The organism is Rhizobium sp. RAF36 (genome assembly GCF_052114105.1).
In the GTDB taxonomy this organism is placed as follows: Bacteria; Pseudomonadota; Alphaproteobacteria; order Rhizobiales; family Rhizobiaceae; genus Rhizobium.
In genome coordinates this window covers 378,684-402,526 of the sequence record NZ_JBFREC010000001.1, presented here as the reverse complement: position 1 = coordinate 402,526, position 23,843 = coordinate 378,684, and the positions used below count along the sequence as shown (strand labels likewise).

21 protein-coding genes and 1 other RNA gene are annotated in these 23,843 nt (G+C 61.4%); 7 read left to right on the top strand and 15 right to left on the bottom strand.

What is annotated here, in order from left to right:
* Nucleotides 1-4 precede the first annotated feature (4 nt).
* The 12 genes from mraY to AB4Z25_RS01970 form a co-directional block, all read right to left on the bottom strand.
* A complete protein-coding gene (gene mraY / locus AB4Z25_RS02025) occupies nucleotides 5-1,105 on the bottom strand; it encodes a phospho-N-acetylmuramoyl-pentapeptide-transferase (RefSeq protein ID WP_112386983.1) in 1,101 nt (366 codons plus the stop codon).
* Between the two features lie 22 nt (nucleotides 1,106-1,127).
* The gene (locus AB4Z25_RS02020; protein ID WP_442207826.1) at nucleotides 1,128-2,561 is read right to left on the bottom strand and encodes a UDP-N-acetylmuramoylalanyl-D-glutamyl-2,6-diaminopimelate--D-alanyl-D-alanine ligase; all 1,434 of its coding nucleotides are present in this window, start codon (nucleotides 2,559-2,561) and stop codon (nucleotides 1,128-1,130) included.
* Nucleotides 2,558-4,018, bottom strand: a complete 1,461-nt coding sequence (locus AB4Z25_RS02015; RefSeq protein WP_112537752.1) for a UDP-N-acetylmuramoyl-L-alanyl-D-glutamate--2,6-diaminopimelate ligase — start codon at nucleotides 4,016-4,018, stop codon at nucleotides 2,558-2,560. Before AB4Z25_RS02015 ends, AB4Z25_RS02020 begins: the two co-directional genes overlap by 4 nt.
* A gap of 62 nt (nucleotides 4,019-4,080) precedes the next feature.
* A complete protein-coding gene (locus AB4Z25_RS02010) occupies nucleotides 4,081-5,832 on the bottom strand; it encodes a peptidoglycan D,D-transpeptidase FtsI family protein (RefSeq protein WP_112386980.1) in 1,752 nt (583 codons plus the stop codon).
* A 3-nt stretch (nucleotides 5,833-5,835) separates the two neighbouring features.
* Nucleotides 5,836-6,309 (bottom strand): cell division protein FtsL, encoded by a 474-nt coding sequence (gene ftsL, locus AB4Z25_RS02005; RefSeq protein WP_112537753.1) that lies wholly within the window; start codon nucleotides 6,307-6,309, stop codon nucleotides 5,836-5,838.
* 1 nt (nucleotide 6,310) lies between these two features.
* The gene (rsmH, locus tag AB4Z25_RS02000; protein WP_112537754.1) at nucleotides 6,311-7,336 is read right to left on the bottom strand and encodes a 16S rRNA (cytosine(1402)-N(4))-methyltransferase RsmH; all 1,026 of its coding nucleotides are present in this window, start codon (nucleotides 7,334-7,336) and stop codon (nucleotides 6,311-6,313) included.
* Between the two features lie 17 nt (nucleotides 7,337-7,353).
* Entirely contained in the window at nucleotides 7,354-7,791 is a 438-nt protein-coding gene (gene mraZ / locus AB4Z25_RS01995; RefSeq protein ID WP_112538005.1) for a division/cell wall cluster transcriptional repressor MraZ, read from the bottom strand.
* Nucleotides 7,792-8,209: 418 nt separating this feature from the next.
* Nucleotides 8,210-8,606, bottom strand: an RNA gene (gene rnpB, locus AB4Z25_RS01990) — RNase P RNA component class A.
* 55 nt (nucleotides 8,607-8,661) lie between these two features.
* Nucleotides 8,662-9,837 carry an FAD-dependent oxidoreductase gene (locus AB4Z25_RS01985; protein WP_112537755.1) on the bottom strand — a complete coding sequence of 392 codons (1,176 nt, stop codon included), beginning with the start codon at nucleotides 9,835-9,837 and terminating at the stop codon, nucleotides 8,662-8,664.
* Between the two features lie 210 nt (nucleotides 9,838-10,047).
* Nucleotides 10,048-10,575 (bottom strand): lytic transglycosylase domain-containing protein, encoded by a 528-nt coding sequence (locus tag AB4Z25_RS01980; RefSeq protein ID WP_112515871.1) that lies wholly within the window; start codon nucleotides 10,573-10,575, stop codon nucleotides 10,048-10,050.
* A gap of 266 nt (nucleotides 10,576-10,841) precedes the next feature.
* Nucleotides 10,842-11,603: an N-acetylmuramoyl-L-alanine amidase gene (locus AB4Z25_RS01975; protein WP_112537756.1), complete on the bottom strand. Its 762-nt coding sequence runs from the start codon at nucleotides 11,601-11,603 to the stop codon at nucleotides 10,842-10,844.
* Entirely contained in the window at nucleotides 11,600-12,307 is a 708-nt protein-coding gene (locus AB4Z25_RS01970) for a J domain-containing protein (protein ID WP_112386973.1), read from the bottom strand. Before AB4Z25_RS01970 ends, AB4Z25_RS01975 begins: the two co-directional genes overlap by 4 nt.
* 335 nt (nucleotides 12,308-12,642) lie before the next feature.
* Between AB4Z25_RS01970 and AB4Z25_RS01965 the strand changes: the two genes are divergently transcribed.
* The 3 genes from AB4Z25_RS01965 to AB4Z25_RS01955 all read left to right on the top strand — a co-directional run bounded on the left by AB4Z25_RS01965 (nucleotide 12,643) and on the right by AB4Z25_RS01955 (nucleotide 15,627).
* A complete protein-coding gene (locus AB4Z25_RS01965; protein ID WP_112537757.1) occupies nucleotides 12,643-13,854 on the top strand; it encodes a pyrophosphate--fructose-6-phosphate 1-phosphotransferase in 1,212 nt (403 codons plus the stop codon).
* A gap of 58 nt (nucleotides 13,855-13,912) precedes the next feature.
* Nucleotides 13,913-14,548, top strand: a complete 636-nt coding sequence (locus tag AB4Z25_RS01960; RefSeq protein WP_112386971.1) for a LysE family translocator — start codon at nucleotides 13,913-13,915, stop codon at nucleotides 14,546-14,548.
* Nucleotides 14,549-14,673: 125 nt separating this feature from the next.
* Nucleotides 14,674-15,627, top strand: coding sequence for a lytic transglycosylase domain-containing protein (locus AB4Z25_RS01955; protein WP_112386970.1), 954 nt, complete (start codon nucleotides 14,674-14,676; stop codon nucleotides 15,625-15,627).
* Between the two features lie 25 nt (nucleotides 15,628-15,652).
* Here the strand turns inward: AB4Z25_RS01955 and AB4Z25_RS01950 are convergent, their stop codons facing one another.
* Nucleotides 15,653-17,032: a serine hydrolase domain-containing protein gene (locus AB4Z25_RS01950; protein WP_112537758.1), complete on the bottom strand. Its 1,380-nt coding sequence runs from the start codon at nucleotides 17,030-17,032 to the stop codon at nucleotides 15,653-15,655.
* A 177-nt stretch (nucleotides 17,033-17,209) separates the two neighbouring features.
* Here AB4Z25_RS01950 and AB4Z25_RS01945 point away from each other — a divergent pair, with 177 nt between their 5' ends.
* From AB4Z25_RS01945 to AB4Z25_RS01930, 4 genes are all read left to right on the top strand, one after another.
* The gene (locus AB4Z25_RS01945) at nucleotides 17,210-18,454 is read left to right on the top strand and encodes a DUF3419 family protein (protein WP_112537759.1); all 1,245 of its coding nucleotides are present in this window, start codon (nucleotides 17,210-17,212) and stop codon (nucleotides 18,452-18,454) included.
* 50 nt (nucleotides 18,455-18,504) lie between these two features.
* Nucleotides 18,505-19,125, top strand: coding sequence for a class I SAM-dependent methyltransferase (locus tag AB4Z25_RS01940; RefSeq protein ID WP_442207898.1), 621 nt, complete (start codon nucleotides 18,505-18,507; stop codon nucleotides 19,123-19,125).
* Between the two features lie 124 nt (nucleotides 19,126-19,249).
* Nucleotides 19,250-20,044 (top strand): glycoside hydrolase family 25 protein, encoded by a 795-nt coding sequence (locus AB4Z25_RS01935; protein WP_112537760.1) that lies wholly within the window; start codon nucleotides 19,250-19,252, stop codon nucleotides 20,042-20,044.
* Between the two features lie 80 nt (nucleotides 20,045-20,124).
* Nucleotides 20,125-21,369, top strand: coding sequence for a lytic murein transglycosylase (locus tag AB4Z25_RS01930; protein ID WP_112537761.1), 1,245 nt, complete (start codon nucleotides 20,125-20,127; stop codon nucleotides 21,367-21,369).
* 519 nt (nucleotides 21,370-21,888) lie between these two features.
* On the opposite strand, the gene metF is transcribed toward AB4Z25_RS01930, so the two are convergent.
* Nucleotides 21,889-22,794: a methylenetetrahydrofolate reductase [NAD(P)H] gene (gene metF / locus AB4Z25_RS01925; RefSeq protein ID WP_442207825.1), complete on the bottom strand. Its 906-nt coding sequence runs from the start codon at nucleotides 22,792-22,794 to the stop codon at nucleotides 21,889-21,891.
* 3 nt (nucleotides 22,795-22,797) lie between these two features.
* Nucleotides 22,798-23,814 (bottom strand): ArsR/SmtB family transcription factor, encoded by a 1,017-nt coding sequence (locus tag AB4Z25_RS01920; RefSeq protein ID WP_112386963.1) that lies wholly within the window; start codon nucleotides 23,812-23,814, stop codon nucleotides 22,798-22,800.
* Nucleotides 23,815-23,843 lie beyond the last annotated feature (29 nt).

The window sequence follows — 23,843 nt, the reverse complement described above, 5'->3', positions numbered from 1 at the left end:
CCGCTTACCGCAGCTTGAGGGTCGAGAGGCCGAGCATCGCAAGGCCGACCGCGACGATCCAGAAACGGATGACGACCTGGCTTTCCGTCCAGCCCTTCTTCTCGAAATGGTGGTGGATCGGCGCCATCAGGAAGACGCGCCGTCCGGTCATCTTGAAAAAGCCGACCTGGATGATGACAGACAGCGTTTCCATGACGAACAGACCGCCGATGATCGCCATGACGATCTCGTGCTTGGTGGCAACGGCAACCGTGCCGATCGTGCCGCCGAGCGCCAGCGAACCGGTGTCGCCCATGAAGATTGCGGCGGGCGGCGCATTGAACCAAAGGAAGCCGAGACCGGCGCCGATGACGGCACCGAGAACGACCGCAAGCTCACCCGTGCCGGGCACGAAATTGATCTGCAGATAGCCCGCGAACACCGCGTTACCGGCAAGATACGAGATGATGCCGAAGGACGCGGCTGCGATCATGACAGGCACGATCGCCAGACCATCCAGACCATCCGTCAGGTTCACGGCATTGCCGGCGGCAACGATGACGAAGCCGCCGAACACCACGAACATGATGCCGAGATTGATCAGGAAATCCTTGAAGAAGGGGAATGCGACCGACGAACCGAAGGTCGAGCCTGCAGGGCCTGACGCCAGCGACGTGCGCATCATGAAATAGACGGCAATGCCGGCGATGATGAATTCGATGCCGAGGCGAGCCTTGCCGGAAAAGCCCTTGTCGCTCTGCTTCGTCACCTTGAGATAGTCGTCATAAAAGCCGATGGCGCCGAAACCGAGCGTCACCAGCAGTGTCGCCACGACATAGACGTTCGAAAGGTCTGCCCAGAGCAGCGATGCCCCGACGATGCCCGCCAGGATCATCAGGCCGCCCATCGTCGGCGTCCCGGCCTTCTTGAAATGCGTCTGCGGCCCGTCTGCACGGATCGGCTGACCCTTGCCCTGGCGGATGCGCAGCGAACGGATGATCACCGGCCCGAACAGGAAGACGATCAGCGCGGAGGTAAAGAGGGAGGCCCCTGTGCGGAAGGTAATGTATCTGAACAGGTTCAGAAATTTAAAATGTTCCGACAGTTCGACTAGCCAAATCAGCATTCAGGGCCCCTTGTTTACCCGGTCAAATCTCGCGCTGCGTGTCCGCAAATGGCGCAAACTTGTCAAGGAGCGCGGCAACGATCTTGCCGAAACCTATCCCCAATGACGATTTGACCATCAAGACATCGCCCGGCTCGACCGAGTTCAGTACATAATCTTTGAGTTCTGCCGTCGTCTCGCGATACTCGACGGCGACACTGTCAGGAAGCGATTCCCTCAGCGCCTGCATATCCTTGCCTGCCAGCCAAACATGTTCGATACCGGCCGCCAGAAGCGGACCGGCCAGATCGGCATGCACCCGTTCGGCAAATTCCCCCATCTCCAGCATGTCGCCGAGAACGGCGATCCGGCGTCCGTAGCCCGAGGGTACGGCAGCCGCGAGCAGCGCGATCGCCGCGCGCATCGAGGCCGGATTCGCATTGTAGCTTTCGTCGATCAGCGTCAGGCTGCCTACGCCGAGCCGCAGCTTGTGGCGCTGCCCCCTGCCCTTTTCGGGTTGCAGGGTCGCCAGCGCATCGATCGCCTTGTCAAGATCGGCACCGACGAGCGTCACGACGCCGAGGGCGGCAAGCGCGTTTTCGGCAATGTGGCGGCCAGGCGCCCCGATCGCCACTTCCAGCGTGTCGCCATCGATCGTCAGCCACAGCGCCGAGCTCTCGTCCGAGCCGTTGAACTCGGCGAGACGATACTCGGCCTTGGCGTGCTGGCCGAAGGAATGGATGTTGCCGATCCCAAGCGCCTGTGCCGTGCGCTCCAGGAAATTATACTGGTCGTTGTCGCGGTTGAGAACGACATGACCACCGGGCACCAGACCTTCGAATATCTCGGCCTTGGCGGTGGCGATTTCCTTGATGCTCTTGAAGTTGCCGAGATGCGCCGGTGCGATCGTGGTGATGACGGCGACATGCGGGCGGATCATCTGCACCAGCGGACGGATTTCGCCCGGGTGGTTCATGCCGACTTCGAACACGCCGAAATGCGTATCGAGCGGCATGCGCGCCAAAGTCAGCGGCACGCCCCAGTGATTGTTGAAGGATGCGACGGACGCATGCACCTTGCCGGATGGCGACAGCACATGGCGCAGCATTTCCTTGGTCGTCGTCTTGCCGACCGAACCGGTGACGGCAATGATCTGCGCCCGCGACCGCTGGCGCGATGCGACGGCGAGACGCTCGAGCGCCGCCAGCACATCCTCGACGACGATCATCGGCACCGTCAGACGGCCAAGACCCGCAAGCCGCGCCTCACTGACGACAAGCAGCGACGCACCGTTGGCCATCGCCATCGAGGCATAGTCGTGACCATCGACGCGATCGCCCTTGATGGCGAAGAAAGCTTCGCCTGAAGCAATCGAGCGGCTGTCGATGGAAATGCCTGTTATGCCCTGGGGAAGCGTCCCGAAAGGACGCCCCGCCATGGCGGCAATCATGTCTTCCGTGTTCCAAAGCCAGTTCAAGGTTTCGCCTCCTCCAAGGCTTCACGCACTTCGGCGTGGTCGGAGAAAGGCAGCGTCACACTCCCGATGGTCTGCCCCTCTTCATGTCCCTTGCCCGCAACGATCAGCGTGTCGCCAGCCTTCAGCATCGCCACCGCCTTGCTGATCGCCAGTGAGCGGTCGGCGATTTCGGTGGCGCAGGTCGCGGCCGCCATGATCTCGGCGCGGATCGTCGCCGCGTCTTCCGAGCGCGGATTGTCGTCGGTGACGATCACCACATCGGCCAGACGGCAGGCGATCTCGCCCATGATCGGCCGCTTGCCCTTGTCACGGTCGCCGCCGCAGCCGAACACCACGACGACACGGCCGGTTGTGAACGGGCGGACGGAATTCAGAACGTTTTCAAGCGCATCCGGCTTGTGGGCGTAATCGACATAGGCGAGCGCGCCATCATGGGTATGGCCGACAAGCTCCAGACGCCCTGAGGCGCCCTGCAGCTTTTCGAGAGCCCCCATCGCCACCTTGGCCGGCACGCCCGTCGACATCGCAAGACCCGCGGCAACCAGTGCATTGGCGATCTGGAAGTCGCCCGCCAGCGGAATATCGACCTCGAAGATCTCTCCACCGACATGCACTTCGGCCACCTGCTTGTGACGGAAATGCTCGACACGCTTCAGGGTGAGGTAATCGCCCTTGCGGCCGACAGTGCGGACGTCGTGACCGGCATCGGTCGCTGCCTTGATCGCCTGCGCCGACCAGGCATCGTCGGCGAAAATGATCGCCGGCGCGCCCTTCGGCAGCAGCGTGTCGAACAGCCGCATCTTGGCCGCCATATAGTCTTCGATCGTCGGATGGTAATCCATGTGATCGCGGCCGAGATTGGTAAAGGCGGCGGCGGCAAGCTTCACGCCGTCGAGACGGCTCTGGTCCAGGCCGTGGCTCGAGGCTTCCATCGAGGCATGTGTGACGCCTTCATCGGCGAGTTCCGCCAGCAGCTTGTGCAGCGAAACCGGATCCGGCGTGGTCAGCGAACCGTAATCGTTGCGCGTGGGCGAGACGACACCCGTCGTGCCGATCATCGCTGCCGGGTGGCCGGCATGCGCCCAGATCTGGCGCGTGAAGGAGGCCACCGAGGTCTTCCCTGCGGTACCCGTCACGGCAACCATGGTGGCAGGCTGCTTGCCATAGAAATTGGCGGCAGCCAGCGATAGGAAGCGGCGCGGTTCCTTGACGGCGAGAACGGGAATGGAGGCTTCGACCGGCTGCGAGGTGATGGCGACGGCGGCACCGTTCTTCGCCGCATCGGCGATGAAACTTGCGCCATCGGCCTTGGTGCCAGCGACGGCGACGAAGGCCGCGCCGTGCCCGGCCTTGCGGCTGTCAGCCGTGAGACCCGATATCTCCAGCGTGCCTACCGGTCCGTCGAGTTGATCCTTGATTTCCGGAAATGCGCTTCCGGCAATGTCCCGCAGTTTCATCGAACGTCTTTTCTCTCTGGCGCCGTTCACCCCACGCGAATCGGCGCCGTATTCATTCAGACTCAATAAGACACCAACAAGGCCGATCCGTCTTCGCCGAATTGCGGCTCGACGCCGAGAATGGGGGCAGCGCGGCGGATAATGTTCTTGACCATCGGCGCGGCGGTGTAGGCCGCGATGTTCTGGCCCTTCTCGCCGTTATGCGGCTCGTCGCAGAAGGTCAGCACCACATAACGTGGATTGTCGATCGGGAAGGCCGCCAGGAAGGCGTTGAAATTGAGGTTATGGGCGTATCGGCCATTGACGACCTTGTCGGCCGTCCCCGTCTTGCCGCCGACATTGAAGCCCGCCACATCGGCGTTACGGCCCGAGCCCTTCAGACCGTTCAGCTTGAAGAGATAGCGGATCGCGTCGCTGGTGCTCTTCTTGACGACGACTTCGGCGGTCTCGTCAGCCTGCTCGCGGGTACGCGGCAGGAAGGTCGGCTCGATCAGCTTGCCGCCGTTGACGAGCGCCGCACCGGCAACCGCCGTCTGCATCGGCGTCGTCGAGACGCCGTGGCCGAAGGAGATCGTGATCGAGTTGATCTTCTTCCAGACCTTCGGCTGGCTCGGCATCTTGACTTCGGGAAGCTCGGTCTTCATCCGCGTCAGCAGGCCGAAGCGCGTCAGGTAGTCCTTCTGCATCTCCATGCCGACGATATCGATCATCTTCGCCGTACCGATGTTCGACGAATATTCGAAGATCTCAGGCACGGTCAGCCAACGGCGCTGGCCGTGGAAGTCGTTGATGGTGAACCCACCGATGCGGATCGGGCGGCTGGCATCGAAGCTGTCGTTGATGCTGACCTTGCCGCTATCGAGTGCCATGGCCGTCGAGAAGGTCTTGAAGGTCGAGCCCATTTCGAACGTGCCGTTCGACATGCGGTTCAGCCAGCCTTCCTTGGCGCCCTCCTCCGGATTGTTCGGATCGAAATCCGGCGCGGAGGCCATACCGAGCACTTCGCCGGTATGGATGTCGAGCACGACGGCACCGGCACCCTTAGCTTCATAATTGGTGACGGCGCTGGTGACGACGTCGCGAACAATATTTTGGACACGGATATCGATCGACAGCTTCACCGGCTCGAGCGGCTGGTCGCTGGTCATGCCTACGGAGGCGAGATCGGCAAGCCCCTGGTCGTCGATATATTTCTCCATGCCGGAGACGCCGCGGTTGTCGATATTGACGTAACCGAGAATGTGCGAAGCAGTCGGGCCACCCGGATAGAAGCGGCGCTTCTCCGGACGGAAGCCGATGCCGGGAATGCCGAGCGCCAGGATCTGGCTCTGCTGCTTCGGCGTCAACTGGCGGCGCAGCCAGGCGAAGTGCGAGGTCTTTACCGACAGTTTCTTGTAGGTACCCTTGGCGTCGAGATCCGGCAGCACGGTCGCCAGCTTCTCGATCGCCTCGTCAACGTCGACAATCTTGTTCGGCTCGGCAAACAGCGAGACGGTGCGAATGTCGGTGGCCAACACCTCGCCGTTGCGGTCGAGAATATCGGGGCGCGATGCCATGAGACGATCGGGCGGCAGGATAGAGGAAACGATCTCCTGATCCTTCATCGCGTACTCGACCAGACGGCCACCGATGACGCCGTAAAGCGCAGTAAAGCCGAGGATCAGCAGACCGACCCGGCTTTTCGCCTGCCCGGCCTTTTTCTTGCGCGAGCCCTCGAGCGGAATGCTGCCCGACGGGCCGCCGAAGCGGTTATAGACGCCGGAGGAGAAATGCGCCTGGCTCTTCAACACCATGATGCGGGAGAGAAACGACATGGCCTACTCCACCGATCCGGTTGCGATCTGATCCGTATCGTCCTCAGGCTCTTCGACCCGCGGCACCGGCTTCGGAGTTACCTTTGCGGCAACCTTGGCACTGGCGGCAGGCTTTGCGGCGGACGCCACAGCACCCGTCGCATGCTTCTGGTCTGCCTTGGCCTCTGTCACATCCGGAACAGGAACCTGCGCCTTCAGCATCGGCAATTCGCGGGCATGGACGAGAGCGGTGGAATCGGTCGGCTGCAGCTTGAGTTCGTCATTATAGGTGTTGACGAGGCGCTCCAGCCGGTTCGGCTGCGATTGCAGCGCCCAATCGGCCTTCAGCAGCTCGATCGTATCCTTCTCGAGCTTGATCTCGGATTCGAGGCGGTGAACCTCCTCGAGCTTCAGCTCGGCGCGATGCTTGATCGTATAGGTCACGGCCGCCGCGGCCGTCATCACACCGATCAAGACGAAGTCGAACGTTCTCAGCACATCAACCCCCAAGTTTTCCGAGACTGGCCAGGCTAGGCAGACCGAAGATGGACATGTCCGCCGCTTCGGCCGGAGCCGATGTGCGCTCCCCAGCGCGCAGCTTGGCGGAACGTGCCCGTGGATTCACTTCGGCTTCCGCCTGACTGGCAGCAACCATAGACTTCCCGACTGCAGTAAAGGTCGCGGCGCGCTCATGCGCCACCGGCAGGTGACGCGAGCCCGAGGCCTTGCCTGCGCGGTCGGAGAAGAATTTCTTGACGATCCGGTCTTCCAGCGAGTGGAAGGTGACGACGACGAGCCGCCCGCCGGGCTTCAGCGCCCGCTCGGCGGCAAACAGCGCCTGCGCCAGCTCGCCAAGCTCGTCATTGACGAAGATGCGCAGCGCCTGGAACACCTGCGTTGCCGGATGGATCTTGTCCTTCATCTTGCGCGGCGTCACCAGCTCGATGAGACCAGCAAGATCGCGGGTCGTTTCGAACAGCTTTTCGGCGCGGCGCTTTTCGATCGCGTGCGCGATGCGCGGCGCCTGATCTTCTTCGCCGAGGAAATGAAAGATACGGATCAGTTCGGCCACCTTGGCGCGATTGACGACATCGGCGGCAGAAACACCGGCAGCCGACATGCGCATGTCGAGCGGGCCGTTCTTCGAGAACGAAAAGCCACGCTCGGCCTCGTCGATCTGCATCGAGGAGACGCCGATATCGAGCACGACACCGTCGAGGCCCGCATCAGGCGCATGATCGGCAAGATGCGAAAATTGCGAATGAATGAGCCGCAGATGACCGGCATGTTCCGCGACCAGCGCCTGACCGGCAGCGATTGCCGTCGGGTCGCGATCGAGCGCGATCACATCGGCGCCAGCCGCAAGGATCGCCGACGTATAGCCGCCAGCCCCGAACGTGCCGTCGAGAACGCTCTTGCCGGACGCAGGCGCCAGTGCATCAAGGACTTCGCGCAGAAGAACCGGAATGTGACGAACCGGTCCGCCACTGGCATCAGAAGAATCTCCGCCAGGATTCGTCACCATTCCGCGCCCTCGCTTGTTCAGGAGCGCTTGCCCGCCAGCGCGCGCTCCCCTCGTGCCTGAAGCTGTGCCGCCTGAAATGCCTGCGGCTGCCACAGCTGAAAATGATCTGCCCGACCAACGAAAGTCACTTCGTCCGAGATCCCCGTGAAATCCCGCATGAAATCCGTGACCATCAAACGCCCCTCGGCGTCGAGCTTCATGAAGACCCCGCCCCCATGAATGAGAAGCGACATCTCGTTCGCAACCGGCGAAAACGGATCCTCCGCAGCAATCTGCCGCTCGAACCTTTCGAGAAGATCCGGACCGCCGACGCTGATCGCCGGAAACACAAAATCCTGGAAGCAATACAGCTCCTGGATATTGCGCTGCGCCAGCACGGAACGAAACGCCGCCGGCACGGAAACCCTGCCCTTGGAATCGATCCTGTTGGTCGCATTTGAGAGGAAGCGGCTCATGACACGAAACATCCGTTCCCGAAAGAGCCCGGACAGAAACAACGCGCCCAAAACTCCCAAAATCAGACACAGCTTCGCTAGCCGGATGAATGGAATTCCATCCGGCGCTTCCGGAGCGGAAGGCGCCTTGGCTTTGCGATTGATGGGCAGATGATTGCCCTTGTGCAGTGCTCTTATGGGATACCATGGGACCATATGGGCGTCAATGGGAAACGCCCCTCTCGCGATGAGCGCAGTATCGAAAATTTATAAGCTGTTAAGTTTAACAAAGGGTTAGGATCGGCATTTTCCGGCACCCGGAAAAGCATCCGTAAGAAAATGGAAATATAGACTGGAGGCCCGATTTCGCTCCGCGAAAATCACGCGATAACAACACCTTCGGCTTTTACGCCGAATGTGCTGAGAGACAGAAAGTGTAATCGCCAGTTGGCCTGTAAGCCGGGTTCTGTATGGCTCCGGTTTGACCCGGAACGTGGCAGCCATTCCTCTGGGACGGCGTTTGCACGCCGCCTCTCGCAACCCACCCGGATGACTGGCCTGGAAACCGGCCGGAAGGCTTGCGCCAACCACGTCATCCCTATTCGGTCTTGCTCCCGGTGGGGTTTACCTTGCCATCGCCGTTGCCGGAGACGCGGTGGGCTCTTACCCCACCCTTTCACCCTTACCTGCGCAAGCGCAGGCGGTTTGCTTTCTGTGGCACTTTCCCTAAGGTCGCCCTCGCCGGACGTTATCCGGCACCGTATTTCCGTGGAGCCCGGACTTTCCTCACCTTACCACCTTTCGGCATTGTAAAGCGCGGCTGCCCGGCCAACTGGCAGCGCTCCCTTAGCGGAGCCGTCAGGGAATTGCCACAGCAAATATCGCCGCCGCTTAACGGAAAGACGGTTTGAAATCCGTCCGATAGCCCTGAGGAGCAATCTGGCCGGTCAGCAACAGCTCCGCCCCGAGCCGACCGATCTCGTCCGAGCTCTTCGCCGAGGTCCCGGCGCAACCGGTCAGAACGGCGATATTGGGCGACGAGGTGAAGCCGATCATCGGGTGCTTGCTGGATGTCTTCGACACCACGCAGGAGGCCGTGGAGACCGAAAGTGGCTTCAGTTCGGGAATCAGACGTCTGGTAATCAGCATCAGGCGATCGCGCGCCCGCGGCCTGCCGTCGGTGCGAAACCACGCCCGCAGTTCTGCATCGGTCTTCAGCTGATAATCATCAGGGTCGCCACCGATCTTCAGGTAGAGCTTGCCATCAGGGTAGCGGATCGGCGGCAGCAAGTAGATGTCGATACCAGGCGCATCCAGAATGAGCGACGGCATGCCGGCAAAAGCTGCTGCCTGCTCCTCGCTGACTTCGAACAGCGTCACCGTCCGCCCGTAAACCGACATGTCAACGGTTTCGGCCAAGAGATTCTCGCTGATAGAAAAACCGCCTGCGGCGAGCAGGACTTTTTCGGCCGTGATGGTCTCGCCTGATGCGGTGATTACGGCGACCGTATCGCCCCGCTCCCGGATCGCCGTGATATAGTCACGGATCACGGTGGCACCACGTTTTTCAGCGATGATCGACTGCGCCTTCACCAGCCGCCGCGGGCTGATATAGCCAGCGTCCTTCGCCTGGAAGACACCGTCGCAGCCCTGCGGCAGCGAGAAATACGGAAAGGTCTGCGCGAGTGCTGCAGCATCCAGCGTCTGGACATCGACTTTGAGCGAATCCGCCGCCGCCCTGGTCTCGCTGACATAGTCGCCACCCGCGGGGGCGACCACAACACAGCCTGCTTCGGTATAGAAATCCACACCGCTTTCGGAAGCGATCTCCGCGTAACGCGCGATCGAACGATTGGCGAGAAGCGCCCAGTCCCGATCCGGATCGACCGTGCGGGTGATGCGGCCCTCGTCATAATGGCTGGCAAAGACGCCTTGATGCGCCTTGCGATTCTCCGGTTCGTCGGGGCCGATGACAGCCACACCATCCGCCTGCATCGCAAGATGCTTGGCCGCAGCCGCACCCATCATGCCCCGGCCGACGACGATGTATTTGAAATCTGCTGCCATCGCTGCCTTCCCTGTCTGCCGGAACACGATTCCGGAAAATTCGGGGATAGGGATAGCCGCCTGCGAAGTGAGCGGCAAGGCGGCCGAACCGTCTTCAACCCGGCCATGCCTTACCTCGCTTCGCGATGTCAGACACTCAGGCCGGCAAGTTGAATCATTTTCTGAAGTGCAGGCGGAAAGGGATTCCGCATCAACAGGTTACGGGCGCCCTTAGAGAAGCGCCAGAACCTTGCCGCAATAGGCCTTGGAGACCGGGTTCATACGCTTGGCGGCATGACCCGCATTGTATTTCAGGATCGTGCCGCAGGTTTCGCCGCCGCCGAGTTCATGCGCCATGGAGAGATACTTCATACCGTATTTGATGTTGGTCTCGGGATCGAAGAGACCTTTCTTCGTACCGGCATAGCCCATCATCCGTGCGGTTGCCGGCTTGATCTGCATCAGGCCGACCTCGCCTGCGCTGCCGCGGGCATTCGGATTGAAGTTGCTTTCAACCCGCACCACGGCGGACGCCAGCGCTACGGGGACATCGTATTGCTTTGCGTATTTTGCGATCAGCACCGAATATTTGTTGGTCGCAAAGTCTGGCATGGCGTAGCCGCTGCCACGATCGACGGTCTTGAATTTAACGGTTTCAGTCTTATCAGTTTTATTATCTGCTTCGCCTGCGAAGGCACAGTTATACCCTGCCAGCAGCACGCCAACGCATGCCGCAGCACCAATAATCGCATTTCTCATGTAGTCTTGACACTCCGACCCAAAGAATTGCCGGACTGCGCGCCTCGCCGTCTCACGGTAACACGCAGCCAAGGAATGACTGCATGCCGCAGCAATTCTTATCGTTTCAGTTGGCGCCCTTCCGCTACACTATACCCAAGGCGGCGGACGCTGTTCAGCGGCAGGGGTTAGACCATCGCAATGAGGAGATAATAGGGAAATGATGTGGCACTGCACAATTCAAGTGTGAATCGGCAAATTCGCCGGTGAAGGCACCGGCACGCCGCTTAGGAATAGCGGGGCAGCGCGGCAAGCAGGCGATGCAGCGTATCGATCGTCGAGAAATCGGCTATCCCATCCACCCGCTCAGGGCGGAAATGGCGCTGAAAAGCCTCCAGTTCGCCGGCCATCTTGTCGGAGAATTCACCCGTGATTTCCGTGCCGTAACCATAAAGCGACAGCATCGATTGCAGCGCCTCGATCGGCTGCCCCCGGTCGCCTCGCTGAAAGAACCGCCCGCCGGTGATCGGCGCCGGTTCGACCCAGTGCCCGACCCCTGCTTTATGCAGCTCTCCCCAGGGGAATCTCTCGCCCGGATCGACCTTGCGAACCGGTGCCACATCGGAATGCCCAAGCACCCTTTCAGGCACGATGGACCAACGTTCGCCACAATCCCGACACAGTTCGATCACTGCCGCAATCTGCTCTTTCGGGAATTCGGGCAGCCCGCCGGGATGGCCGGCATTGGCGATCTCGATGCCGATCGACGCCGAATTGACGTCGTCCTGTCCATGCCAGCTGCTCTTGCCCGCATGCCAGGCACGGCGCGTTTCCGGCACCATCTGCACGACCTCGCCATTCTCATGCACGAAGTAGTGCGACGAGACCTGGCTTTCCTCGCGACAGAGCCAGTCGAGCGCCGAGTCTGGCGTCGACATGCCCGTATAATGGAGAAGAATGATATCCGGCTGGCGTCCATCCGCACGCTCGCCATGGTTCGGCGACGGCTTGACGGTGGCCTTGCGGTAATCGGCCTCGAAGGAGGTCATGCTGCCCGGCGTTCCTTTTCGATCGCCGCATAGGCGTCGTTGAGGGCTGCCATCCGCTCGTTGGCGATGGCATGAAACTCCTCCGGCACACCGCGCGAGACCAGCCGGTCAGGATGATTTTCGCTGACCAGCGCCAGGTAGCGGCGGCGGATCGTCGGGAAATCGTCAGCCGAGGAAACGCCGAGAACCTTGTAGGGGTCACGGCCGATCGACACATGACGGGCGGCGATCTGCTCGAAGCGCTGCTCGCTCATCTGGAAGATTTCGGCGATGTGGCGAAGGAAGTTCATTTCCTTCTCATGGATCAGCCCGTCAGCCTTGGCGATGTGGAACAGACCATCGAGCACATCTTCCAGCACCGGGCAGTTGGCCGCGCAGGTGACGCAGAGCGAAGACAGCTTCTCGGCATAGGCCTCGTAACCGGCCACGTCCTGACGCGCCAGATTATAGAGACGGGCGACATTCTTCGCCTGATCCTGCGGAAATTCGAAGATGTCGCGGAAAGCCTGGACTTCCTTCTCGCTGACGATGCCGTCTGCTTTCGCCATCTTGGCGGAAAGCGCGATCACCGCCACAGAGAAAGCCACCTTCCGGCGCGTCTCCGGGTCGCCTTCGAAAACCGTCCGCACAGCCTCGACAACCGCGGAGAGCACGTTGCCCGCGGTATTGCCAATGGCGTTCAGCAGTTTTTCCCAGAAGGACATCGAAGTTTCTCGCATCGCAATATCTGACAACACCATGACCAAATAATCGTTGCTAATGCAAGGCAGCGATTAGTCGTAGGGTTGAAAACACTTTTCACAATTCGGTAATTGTGCGCCGATCTGGTGCCGCAATTTGCGTCTCGTCTGAGACAGTTTCCACAGATCTCGGCGATACAGTTTCGCCGCCTGAACCGATTATATCGCCGCTTCCACAGACCCTTCGCCTGGAGCACTGATTTTTCGTCAATTCTTTACTTTACAGGCCTCTTTCCCTGCCGCATGCATGCATTAGCTAAGCGCGTGCAATCGCACATCGAAGCCGTCTAGGAGGGATTATGGCCAAACAGAAAGTCGCAATGCTGACCGCCGGAGGCCTTGCCCCCTGTCTGTCATCAGCCGTCGGCGGCCTCATCGAACGCTATAGCGATGTCGCTCCCGATATCGAGCTGATCGCCTACAAATCCGGCTATCAGGGCGTACTCCTCGGCGACAGCATCAAGATCACAAAGGACATGCGCGACAAGGCGCCGCTGCTCCACCGCTACGGCGGCTCGCCGATCGGCAACAGCCGCGTCAAGCTCACCAACGCGGCCGATTGCGTCAAGCGCGGCCTGGTCAAGGAAGGCGAAAACCCGCTGCGCGTCGCGGCCGAACGGCTCGCGGCTGACGGCATCACCATCCTGCACACGATCGGTGGCGATGACACCAACACCACGGCAGCCGATCTCGCGGCCTATCTCGCAGCCAACAACTATAACCTGACCGTCGTCGGCCTGCCGAAAACTGTCGATAACGACGTCGTGCCGATCCGCCAGTCGCTCGGCGCCTGGACGGCAGCCGAAGTCGGCGCGCATTTCTTCGACAATGTCAGCAACGAGCAGAGTGCTGCCCCGCGCACCCTCGTCATCCACGAGGTCATGGGCCGCCATTGCGGCTGGCTGACGGCTGCGACCGCCGATGCCTATCTGCGCCGCACGAAGCACAATGAATATGTCGACGGCATGCTGATGAATGCCGGCATGAAGAGCATCGACGCCGTCTATCTGCCCGAGATGGCCTTCGACCTGCAGGCCGAAGCCGCCCGTCTTAAGGAAGTGATGGACCGCACCGGCCACGCCACCGTCTTCGTGTCGGAAGGCGCCTGCCTCGATGCCATCGTCGCCGAGCGCGAAGCTGCCGGCGAGACCATCAAGCGCGACGCTTTCGGCCATGTGAAGATCGATACGATCAATGTCGGCGGCTGGTTCCAGAAGCAGTTCGCGAGCCTGCTCAATGCCGAACGCTCGCTTGTTCAGAAGTCCGGCTATTTCGCCCGCTCGGCCCCTGCCAACGGCGACGACCTGCGCCTGATTCAGAGCATGACCGATCTTGCGGTCGAAAGCGCACTGAACAGGATCTCCGGCGTCACCGGCCACGACGAGGACCAGAACGGCAAGCTGCGCACCATCGAATTCCCGCGCATCAAGGGCGGCAAGGCCTTCGACACCTCGACCAAGTGGTTTGCCGAACTGATGAATAAGATCGGCCAAAAATACCGCGCCGCATGATTGACGCAGGGTTGATATGGTGTCTTTGCTTGTTTCCTGGGGAATAGGAGGAGATTCCATGTCGCTCGAAGCCTGGCTCGCTTTTGCCGCTGCTTCCGCCATTATGCTGGCCATTCCGGGTCCGACGATCCTGCTCGTCGTATCCTATGCGCTCGGCCATGGCCGCAAGACGGCACTGGCGACCGTATCGGGCGTGGCGCTCGGCGATTTCACCGCCATGACCGCCTCTCTCTTCGGTCTCGGCGCCCTGCTCGCGGCGTCCGCGACTCTCTTTACCGTTTTGAAATGGGTGGGCGGCGCCTATCTGATCTGGCTCGGCATCAAGCTCTGGCGCGCCCCGATCATCCCCGGCCCTGTCGCCGACAACGACAATCTGCCGGAAGAAAAGTCGCTGAAGATCTTTCTTCACGCCTATGTGGTGACTGCTCTCAATCCGAAGAGCATCGTCTTCTTCGTCGCCTTCGTCCCGCAGTTCCTGAACCCCGCTGCTCCCTTCTTCGAGCAGATGCTGATCATGGAACTCACCTTCCTGGTGCTGGCCACGATCAACGCTTCCAGCTATGCCCTGCTTGCCCATGCCGCCCGCGGCCTGATCCGCAAGGCAAGCGTCCAGCGCGCCGTCAACCGCACAGGCGGAACGTTGCTGATTGCCGCCGGCGCCGTCACCGCCGGCTACCGCCGCATCGCGGCCTGAACGCAATCGCAATTTTCAGCGGGTTGCGACGCCCAGTCGAATAGGTTAATGGGAAAAATCAGTGCTTAGCTTCTCAGTAACTTTTTAAACGCTGCCTGGGCGGCGCGATTCCCGAAAGTGACAGAATGGTAGCGAACGGATTTTCCGGCCTGAAACGCAGTCTGGTCGTTTCGACGATGCTCTGCGGGATCATGACCGGATGCTCGACCGTCGAGTACACCTCACAGGCTGAGTTGAGCGCGGTGCAGACCGTCGTTCCGACGCCGAAGCCGGGTGAAGACGCGATGATGATGGCCGCCGTTCCGGCTGCCGACGGCTCCGCTCCGCAGACCCCGATGGCATTCGCCTCCGCCAATCCACAGGCAACGCCTGCCCTTTCGGCGCAGGCAGCCGTCCTGCCGATGGCCGTTTCCCCTGCCGATGCAGCGTTCCAGCCCGTGGCCGGCGCCAGCGTTGCGACCGAAATTCCGCTGACGCCAGAGATGACCGCGATGCAGTCGGTGATCCCGACGCCGCGTCCGGCAACCCCGGCCTCGCCGTCGACGCAGCTTGCCTTCGCGGCAACGACGCCGCAGAACGGCGCGCTTGCAGCGCTCGCCGTTCAGGCCAGCGCGCCGCGCTCGATGTCGGACTTCTCCTTCGACGAATCGGCCCCGATGGATCCGCCGACGGCACCGCCAATGTTCAGCGACAACGATGCCGACGATGCGCCGACCGCAGAAAAGGGCTTCGTCAGCAAGCTGATCGCCAAATACGCCAAGCTCTACGAGATGCCGGAATCGCTGCTGCATCGCGTCGTTCACCGCGAAAGCCGCTATAATCCGCGCGCCTATAACAAGCGCGGCTATTTCGGCCTGATGCAGATCAAGTACAACACCGCGAAGTCTATGGGCTACGACGGCCAGCCGTCCGGTCTGCTCGATGCCGAGACCAACATCAAATATGCCGCGAAATATCTGCGCGGCGCCTGGCTCGTGTCCGACAACAAGGAAGACGATGCCGTTCGCCTCTATGCCCGCGGCTATTATTACGATGCCAAGCGCAAGGGCATGGACGACGTTGCCCAGGGCAACTACTGAGCCTCACCATCCGTGAACCGAATGGTCAGGGCGCCGACAGCGCCCCGACGATCTGCTTGACCAGCACCTGCGGCCTGTAACCGAGCCGGCTCGGCGTCAGCCCCATGCGGACAACGATGAGACCGGCGGATGGCACGATCGCCACGCTCTGCCCGTCATGCCCCTCCAGCCAGAACGTATCGCCCGGAAGCCCCGCAGCCGCGCTCAGATCGCCGCCTGGGGCCGCAAGCCAGGCCTGCGCCTGCGTATATTTCCCGCCCGACGACTGCGTCGGCGTCCGCATTGTCGCCACGAACCCTTCCGGCAACAGCCGCTGGCCGTTCCAGACGCCATCCTGGATCAAGAACTGCCCGAAGCGCGCCCAGTCGCGCGCCGTCGCGTAGAGATAGGAGCTTCCGGCGAAGGTGCCGCGCGCATCGACCTCCAGCACGGCGCTGGACATGCCGAGCGGCCCGAACAGCGCATCGCGCGGATAATCGAAAGCACTCTGCGGATCACCGAGCCTGTCCATCCAGATGCGGGACAGAAGCACCGCCGTGCCGCTCGAATAACGGAAGCGCTGGCCGGGCTTGTCTTGCAGCGCCGCATTTACCGGCAGGGTCACCATATCGGGGTCGAGATAGAGCATGCGCGTCACATCGGCGACGGCGCCGTAATCCTCGTTGAACGCCAGGCCGCTTTCCATGCCGAGCAGATCGGCAAGGGTAATCGCCGCCCGCCCATCGCCATGCCAGGCGGCAAACAGCTTGGCGTCGTCGAAATTGAGCTTGCCCGACAGCATCACCCGGCCGACTAGCGCCGCATTGACGGTCTTGGTCATCGACCAGCCGAGCAGCGGTGTGCGCGCATCAAATCCGTCGCCATAGCGCTCGGCGACGATCCGGCCATTGTGGACGACGACGATCGCTCGCATCTCCGGACCGGCCAGCGCCTCGTCGGCAAGCAGCGGCGCAAGCTTGCCGTTATTGGCGGCAGCGACCCGCTCGCCCTCGGGCCACAGATCGTCGCTCGGTGGCGGCGCAGCGAGATCCTCTTCGGGCGCGGCATTCATCGCAGCGCCGAAGTCGCCATCGGGAACGCTGGTGCAGCCAAAGGCGCCGCGATAGAGCGCATGGCCCGGCGCAAACAGGCCGAGGATGCGGGCCGATACTTTCCCCTCCTCGCGGTTGACGGAAACGCGGATCAACCGCAGCAGCGGATTTCCGGGCGCCTGAACGTCCTCGGCAAGAACGGTATCCGGATCACGCCCGGCCATGAATACATTCGAGCAGACGATCTTTGCCGCATAGCCATCGCCGACGCGCAGCAGTTCCGGCGGACGAACATAGAGCCACAGCGCCCCGCCGATGACCGCGACGATCACCAGCGCCAGAAGCGCCTTCAGGATACGCAGAACTACTCGCATGTTTCTTCCTCCACAGGTGGAGAGAAGCAGCAAACGCCACCATAGAAAAGGGCACAAAAGCGAGAGCGCCGTTTCATCCACGCTATTGCCCGCAAAACGCCGCCCACAGCCCGCGTCATCAAACTGTAGCAGCGCCGCGTTAAACGCCCTGAACGCTAAAAACGGTGATGGAATCAGATGACCGAATTTGCACCGGATGCCGGCTTCCGCAAGAACCGGAAACTCAAGGACGCACTTCTCCGCCATAAGGCATTCTCCAAGGAAGGCTTCTCGGAGCGGCTTTTTGGCTTGCTTTTCTCCGGCCTCGTCTATCCGCAGATCTGGGAAGATCCCGATCTCGACATGCAGGCGATGGAGCTGCAGCCGCATCACCGCATTGTCACGATCGGCTCCGGCGGCTGCAACATGCTGGCCTACCTTTCCAAGGGTCCGGCCTCGATCGACGTCGTCGATCTGAACCCGCATCACATCGCGCTCAACCGCCTGAAGCTCGCCGCCTTCAAGCATCTGCCCGGTCATGCCGATCTCGTCCGCTTCCTCGCCATGCCGAACGAAGCATCGAACAGCCACGCCTTCGACCGTTACCTCTCTCCGGTTCTGGATGATGCGACGCGCAGCTACTGGAACGGCCGCAAGTTCGGCCGCCGCCGCGTCACCGTCTTCGACCGCAACATCTATGAGACGGGCCTGCTCGGCCGCTTCATCGGCGCCGCCCATCTGCTGGCCCGCCTGCATGGCGTCGATCTGAAGCAGATCACCAAGACGCAGTCGCTGGAAGAGCAGCGCGCCTTCTTCGACCAGCAGGTCGCTCCTCTCTTCGAAAAGCCCGTCGTGCGCTGGATCACCGGCCGCAAGAGCTCGCTGTTCGGCCTCGGCATCCCGCCGCAGCAATATGACGAGCTGGCAAGCCTCGCCGCCGACCATTCGATCGCCCCGGTTCTGCGCCACCGTCTTGAGAAGCTCGCCTGCCACTTCCCGATGCGCGACAACTATTTCGCCTGGCAAGCCTTCGCGCGCCGCTACGCCGCTGGCGACGAAGGTCCGCTGCCGACCTATCTGAAGCCGGAGCACCATGAGGTGATCCGCGCCAATGTCGATCGCGTCACGGTTCACCATGCGAACTTCACCGAGCTGCTCGCCGGTGAGCCCGCCGCATCGCGCGACCGCTATATCCTGCTCGATGCGCAAGATTGGATGACCGACGAGCAGCTGAACGGCCTCTGGGCCGAGATCAGCCGCACCGCCCGCCCCGGCGCCCGCGTCATCTTCCGCACGGCTGCGGAGAAGAGCATCATCGAGGGACGTCTGTCGCCGGCGATCCGCGATCAGTGGGACTACTTCGAAGACAAGTCGCGCGACATGACGGCGCTCGATCGCTCGGCGATTTACGGCGGCTTCCACATCTACGGGAAGAAGGCGTGACAGAGATCCGCACGCTTCCGGACGATCGCTCCGAGGCACATGCCGGCCTGATGGACGGCATGTACCGCTACCAGCGTCATATCTACGATCTGACGCGCAAATATTACCTGCTTGGCCGCGACAAGACAATCCGCGGCCTCGACGTGCCCAAGGGTGGCACGCTGCTGGAAGTCGGCTGCGGCACCGGTCGCAATCTGGCGCTCGCCCACAAGCGCTTTCCGGATGCCCGGCTCTATGGCCTCGACATCTCGCAGGAGATGCTGATCTCCGCCCGCAAAACCTTTGCGACGAAGGCCATCCTGCCCGACTTCCGCGTTGCCGACGCGACCGCCTTTACCCCGCGCGAATTCGGCGCCGCCGGTTTCGATCGCATCCTGATCTCCTACGCCCTGTCGATGATACCCGATTGGGAACGCGCCATCGACGCAGCGATCGCCGCACTCAACCCCGGCGGCCAGCTGCATATCGTCGATTTCGGCCAGCAGGAGGGTCTTCCCGGCTGGTTCAGAGCCCTGCTGCAGGGATGGCTGACAAAATTCCACGTCACGCCGCGCGCCAATCTGCGTGAGGTTCTGGAAGCCCAAGCCCATGAAAACGGTGCAGGATTGGCCTTTGAGACGATCGGCGGCGGCTATGCCTGGCAGGCCGTCATATCCGCCAGGCGCGCATAATTCGCTTGAAACTAACCGATTTTTTACGTTGATATGGTGAAAAGAGGATTATTCCTCGGCTGCATTCGTCTTCGAAGGTCATGCTGTGGGGCAAGTAGATCATTCGTTACATGACGGGATAACCATGCGCAGGCTGTTGTTTTGCGTTTTGCCGCTGGCTCTTATGCTCGCCGGTTGCAGCTCCACGGGCTATGACTATCTCGAAACCGCCTCGATAAAGAAGAGCCGTTTCCAGGACACCGATCCGCAGGATTTCGGCGCAAAGACCCCGCATCAGAACGATATCCACGGCATCGACATCTCCAAGTGGCAGGGCGATATCGACTGGCAGACGGTGAAATCCTCCGGCGTGTCCTTCGCCTTCATCAAGGCGACCGAAGGCAAGGATCGCGTCGATCCGCGCTTCAGCGAATATTGGCAGCGCGCCCGCGCCGTCGGCATTCCGCATGCGCCCTATCACTTCTACTATTTCTGTTCCTCCGCAGACGAACAGGCCGACTGGTTCATCCAGAACGTGCCGAAGGAGGCGATGCGCCTGCCGCCGGTCCTCGATGTCGAATGGAACGGCGAATCCAAGACCTGCCGCCTTCGCCCCGATCCGGCCACCGTGCGCTCCGAGATGAAGCGCTTCATGGACCGCCTGGAAGGCTATTACGGCAAGCGGCCGATCATCTACACCTCCGTCGATTTCCACCGCGAAAATCTGCAGGGCTATTTCCAGGACTACCATTTCTGGGTCCGTTCCACCGCCAAGCATCCCGAAGTCACCTATGCGGACCGCCGCTGGGCCTTCTGGCAATACACCTCGACGGGCGTCATTCCGGGCATCCAGGGGCCGACGGACATCAATGTCTTCGCAGGCAACCAGAAGAACTGGAACAATTGGGTCGCTGCGGTTTCCAAGGATAGAAATTCTTAGTAACGTCCACCGAACTTTCTTGCTTCCGTCACATTCATCTGTGAAAGCGGCGGACATATTTCGGATATAAGGACGAACCCATGCACCGCTCGCTCGCAAGCCGCTCTGCACTTGCTCTTCTGTTTGCCGTCACATCAGCAACCACGGTATTTGCGCAGCAGGCGGCAGCCCCTGCCCCGGCGGCTCCGGCCGCGCCGCAGGCGCCGGCTGTTGCCTGCGACGGTGACCTCTCGCAGTTCCTGGCAGGTGTCAAAGCCGATGCGATTGCCGCCGGTGCCACCGCCGAGGCTGCCGATCAGGCGCTTGCAGGCGCCGAGATCGACCCCAAGGTTCTGAGCCGCGACCGCGCACAGGGCGTCTTCAAGCAGACCTTCCTCGAATTCTCGCAGCGCACCGTCAGTCAGGCGCGTCTCGATATCGGCCGCCAGAAGATGAAGCAATATGCCGACGTGTTCGCCAAGGCCGAGCAGGATTACGGCGTACCGGCCGGCGTCATCACCGCCTTCTGGGCGATGGAAACCGACTTCGGCGCCGTACAGGGCGATTTCAACACCCGCAACGCGCTGGTGACGCTCGCCCATGATTGCCGCCGCCCCGAGCTCTTCCGTCCGCAGCTGATCGCACTGATCGAGATGGTCCAGCACGGCGACCTCGACCCGGCCACCAATACCGGCGCATGGGCCGGTGAAATCGGCCAGGTTCAGATGCTGCCGCGCGACATCATCGCCTACGGCATGGACGGCGATGGCGATGGCCATGTCCGCCTGAAGCAGAGCGGCCCCGACGCCATCCTGACGGCCGCCAAGTTCATCCAGCATCTCGGCTTCGAGCGCGGCCAGCCCTGGCTGCAGGAAGTCACCCTTCCCGACAATCTCCCTTGGGAAAAGTCCGGCCTCGGCGGCACGATGAAGGCTGGCGACTGGTTTGCGCTCGGCGTCAAGCCGCGCGATGGCAACACGAATTTCGGCGAGCTCGAAGGCGATCTCGTTCTGCCGCAGGGCCGCCTCGGACCGGCATTCATCGCCTATCCGAACTTCAAGATCTATCTCGAGTGGAACAAGTCCTTCATCTACACGACGTCGGCCGCCTATTTCGGTACCCGCCTCTCCGGCGCTCAGCCCTACCAGAAGGGTACGCCGGAACAGGGCCTTGCCAACGACGAGATGAAGCAGCTGCAGACCAAGCTGCAGTCGCTCGGCCACGATGTCGGCGAGATCGACGGTATCCTGGGATCCGGCACCCGCGTTGCCATCCAGAAGGAACAGCAGCGCCTCGGCATGCCGGCCGACGGCTGGGCGACCCCGAGCCTTCTCGGCGCGCTCTGAGTCGCCATAACCGGCCATTCACAAGCAATCCCATCGCGTCCGTCCGTCAGGCCGGGCGCGATTTTCGTTTTAGCTCAGGATTTCAGCAGCTTCCGGCAAAGCCTTGATATCGGCGCAGGCCTTAACGCCCAATCGCCGACTTTAACGCGCCGTTAAAATGTGTGAATAAAATTTCACCGCGCTTTTTCGAATGATTTCAATGCCGTGGTTACGTTGTATAGCAGTTATCCACTGGCTGTTGCTGCAATGCAACATTGATTTCGCTTTTCAGCCGACACATTTCGGACATAGTATCGGCTCGTTAACGCAAGGAGGCAGACATGGGTATCACACGATCCTTGAATGTCCTGTTGGTCAGTGCAGCGTTCGCGTTCGTCTTGTCTATGCTCTTCATCTGAGCAGCAAACGGACCCTATGACTGGAATACCGGACTCCTGAGTAACTAACAGTTCAGCCAATTAAAAAAGCGCATGTCCCGCCTGACATGCGCTTTTTTATTGCGTTCGAAGAGCTGCCTGATCAGGCAGCAGCACCCGCTGCCGTAGCCTTCGTCTCGCCGCGGCGCAGGCCGAGATTGGTGAGCACGGCCGAGACCAGCGGCGAACGGTTCATCGTATAGAGATGGAATTCGTGGAGCCCGCGGGCCACCAGATCCTCGATCTGTTCGGCCGCAACATCCGCCGCCACCTTGGCGCGCTCTTCCGGCTTGTCGTCGAGACCAGCGAAGCGCTCGTCGAGGAAAGCGGGGATGACGGTACCGCAGGCGCCGGCAAAGCGCTTCAGCTGCGTCAGATTGAGGATCGGCATGATGCCGGGCACAATCGGCATCGTGACGCCCGCCGCCCGCACCTTCTCGAGGTACCGCTCGAAATTGTCGTTGTCGAAGAAGAACTGCGTCAGCGCACGGTTGGCGCCGTTATCGGCCTTGCGCTTCAGCATGTCGATATCGGCGGTGACATCCTTGCTCTCCGGGTGCTTCTCCGGATAGGCCGACACGGAAATCTCGAAATCGCCGATTTCGCGCAGCCCCGCCACCAGCTCGGAGGCATTGGCATAGCCGCCCGGATGCGGCTGATAGGGCGCCCCGGCACCGCCAGACGCGTCACCGCGCAGCGCCACGAAATGCTTCACGCCCGCCTTGCGGAAATTGTCGATCACCTGATGCGTCTCTTCCTTCGTCGCGCCGACGCAGGTGAGATGCGAGGCGGTGGCAAGCGGCGTCTCGTTCAGAAACCGCGTGACGGCTGTCAGCGTCGGTGCCTTGGTCGTGCCGCCGGCGCCATAGGTGACGGAGACGAAATCCGGATTCCAGTCCTGCAGCTCGCTGACGGCCTTCCAGAGCTGGCCTTCCATCTCTTCCGACTTGGGTGGGAAGAATTCGAAGGAAATGCCGATATCGCGGCGGCCACTAGTGTTCAAAGTCATAAATCAAACCTCCGCTGCCAATATTGTTCCGGCGCCTTCGGATGCCATCAGGCGCCGCGGGTCGCGGGCGAGCCAGATGGTGACCGTGAGGCCCTGCTCGCCGGCCTGACCCGGATGAAGATCGACGGCTTGCTCGACATCGAGCCCCGCCTTGCGCAGCCAGTCGGACATCGACTGGTGCGAGAAACCGAGACGGACATGAGCATGCTCGTCCCTGAGATATTCGAGCCCGTGCGGGGCCAGATCGATGACCAGCAGCCGCCCGCCGGGCGCCAGCATGCGCGCCGCCTCATTGATAGCGATCTCGGGCTGATCGAAGAAATGCAGCACCTGATGGATGGTCACCAGGTCGAAGTCCTGCCCATCGAACGGCAGGTTCAGGATATCGGCATGGCGCACCGACGCCTTGTTGATCCCTGACTTGTCGAGATTGGAGCGCGCCACGCTCAGCATGTCGCGGCTGGCATCGACGCCGATCGCCCGGCGGTAGAGCCCTGACAACAGCTGCAGGATACGGCCGGTCCCGGTGCCGAGATCGAGAAGCGAATATACCGGCTGGCTGCCGAGAAGCTTGATGACCGCCGCATCGACCTCTTCGTCGGCGGCATGCAGGCGGCGCAACTCGTCCCACTCGGCCGCATTGCGGCTGAAATAGGCCTGTGCCCGCTCGGCGCGCTGGCGCTTGACCGAAGACAGGCGCTCGCCGTCACGCTGGACGACCGGATCGTTCTCCGAGGAATGCTGCAGGAGCACGCGCACCAGCGCCGCCGCCTTGCCCTCCTGCTTCAGCCGGAAATAGGCCCAGGCGCCTTCCTGGTAGCGATCGATGAGATCGGCCTCGCCGAGCAGCTTCAGGTGACGGGAAATGCGGGGTTGGGACTGACCGAGAATTTCGGTAAGGTCGGTGACGGTCAGATCGCCTGCCGCCAGGAGCGCCAGCAATCGCAGACGGGTCGGCTCGCCAGCCGCCTTCAAGACGTCCACGATCGCATCCAATCCAAGCTTTACCGGTTCAGCCATATTCCGCCCAATCAAGATATAAAGATATC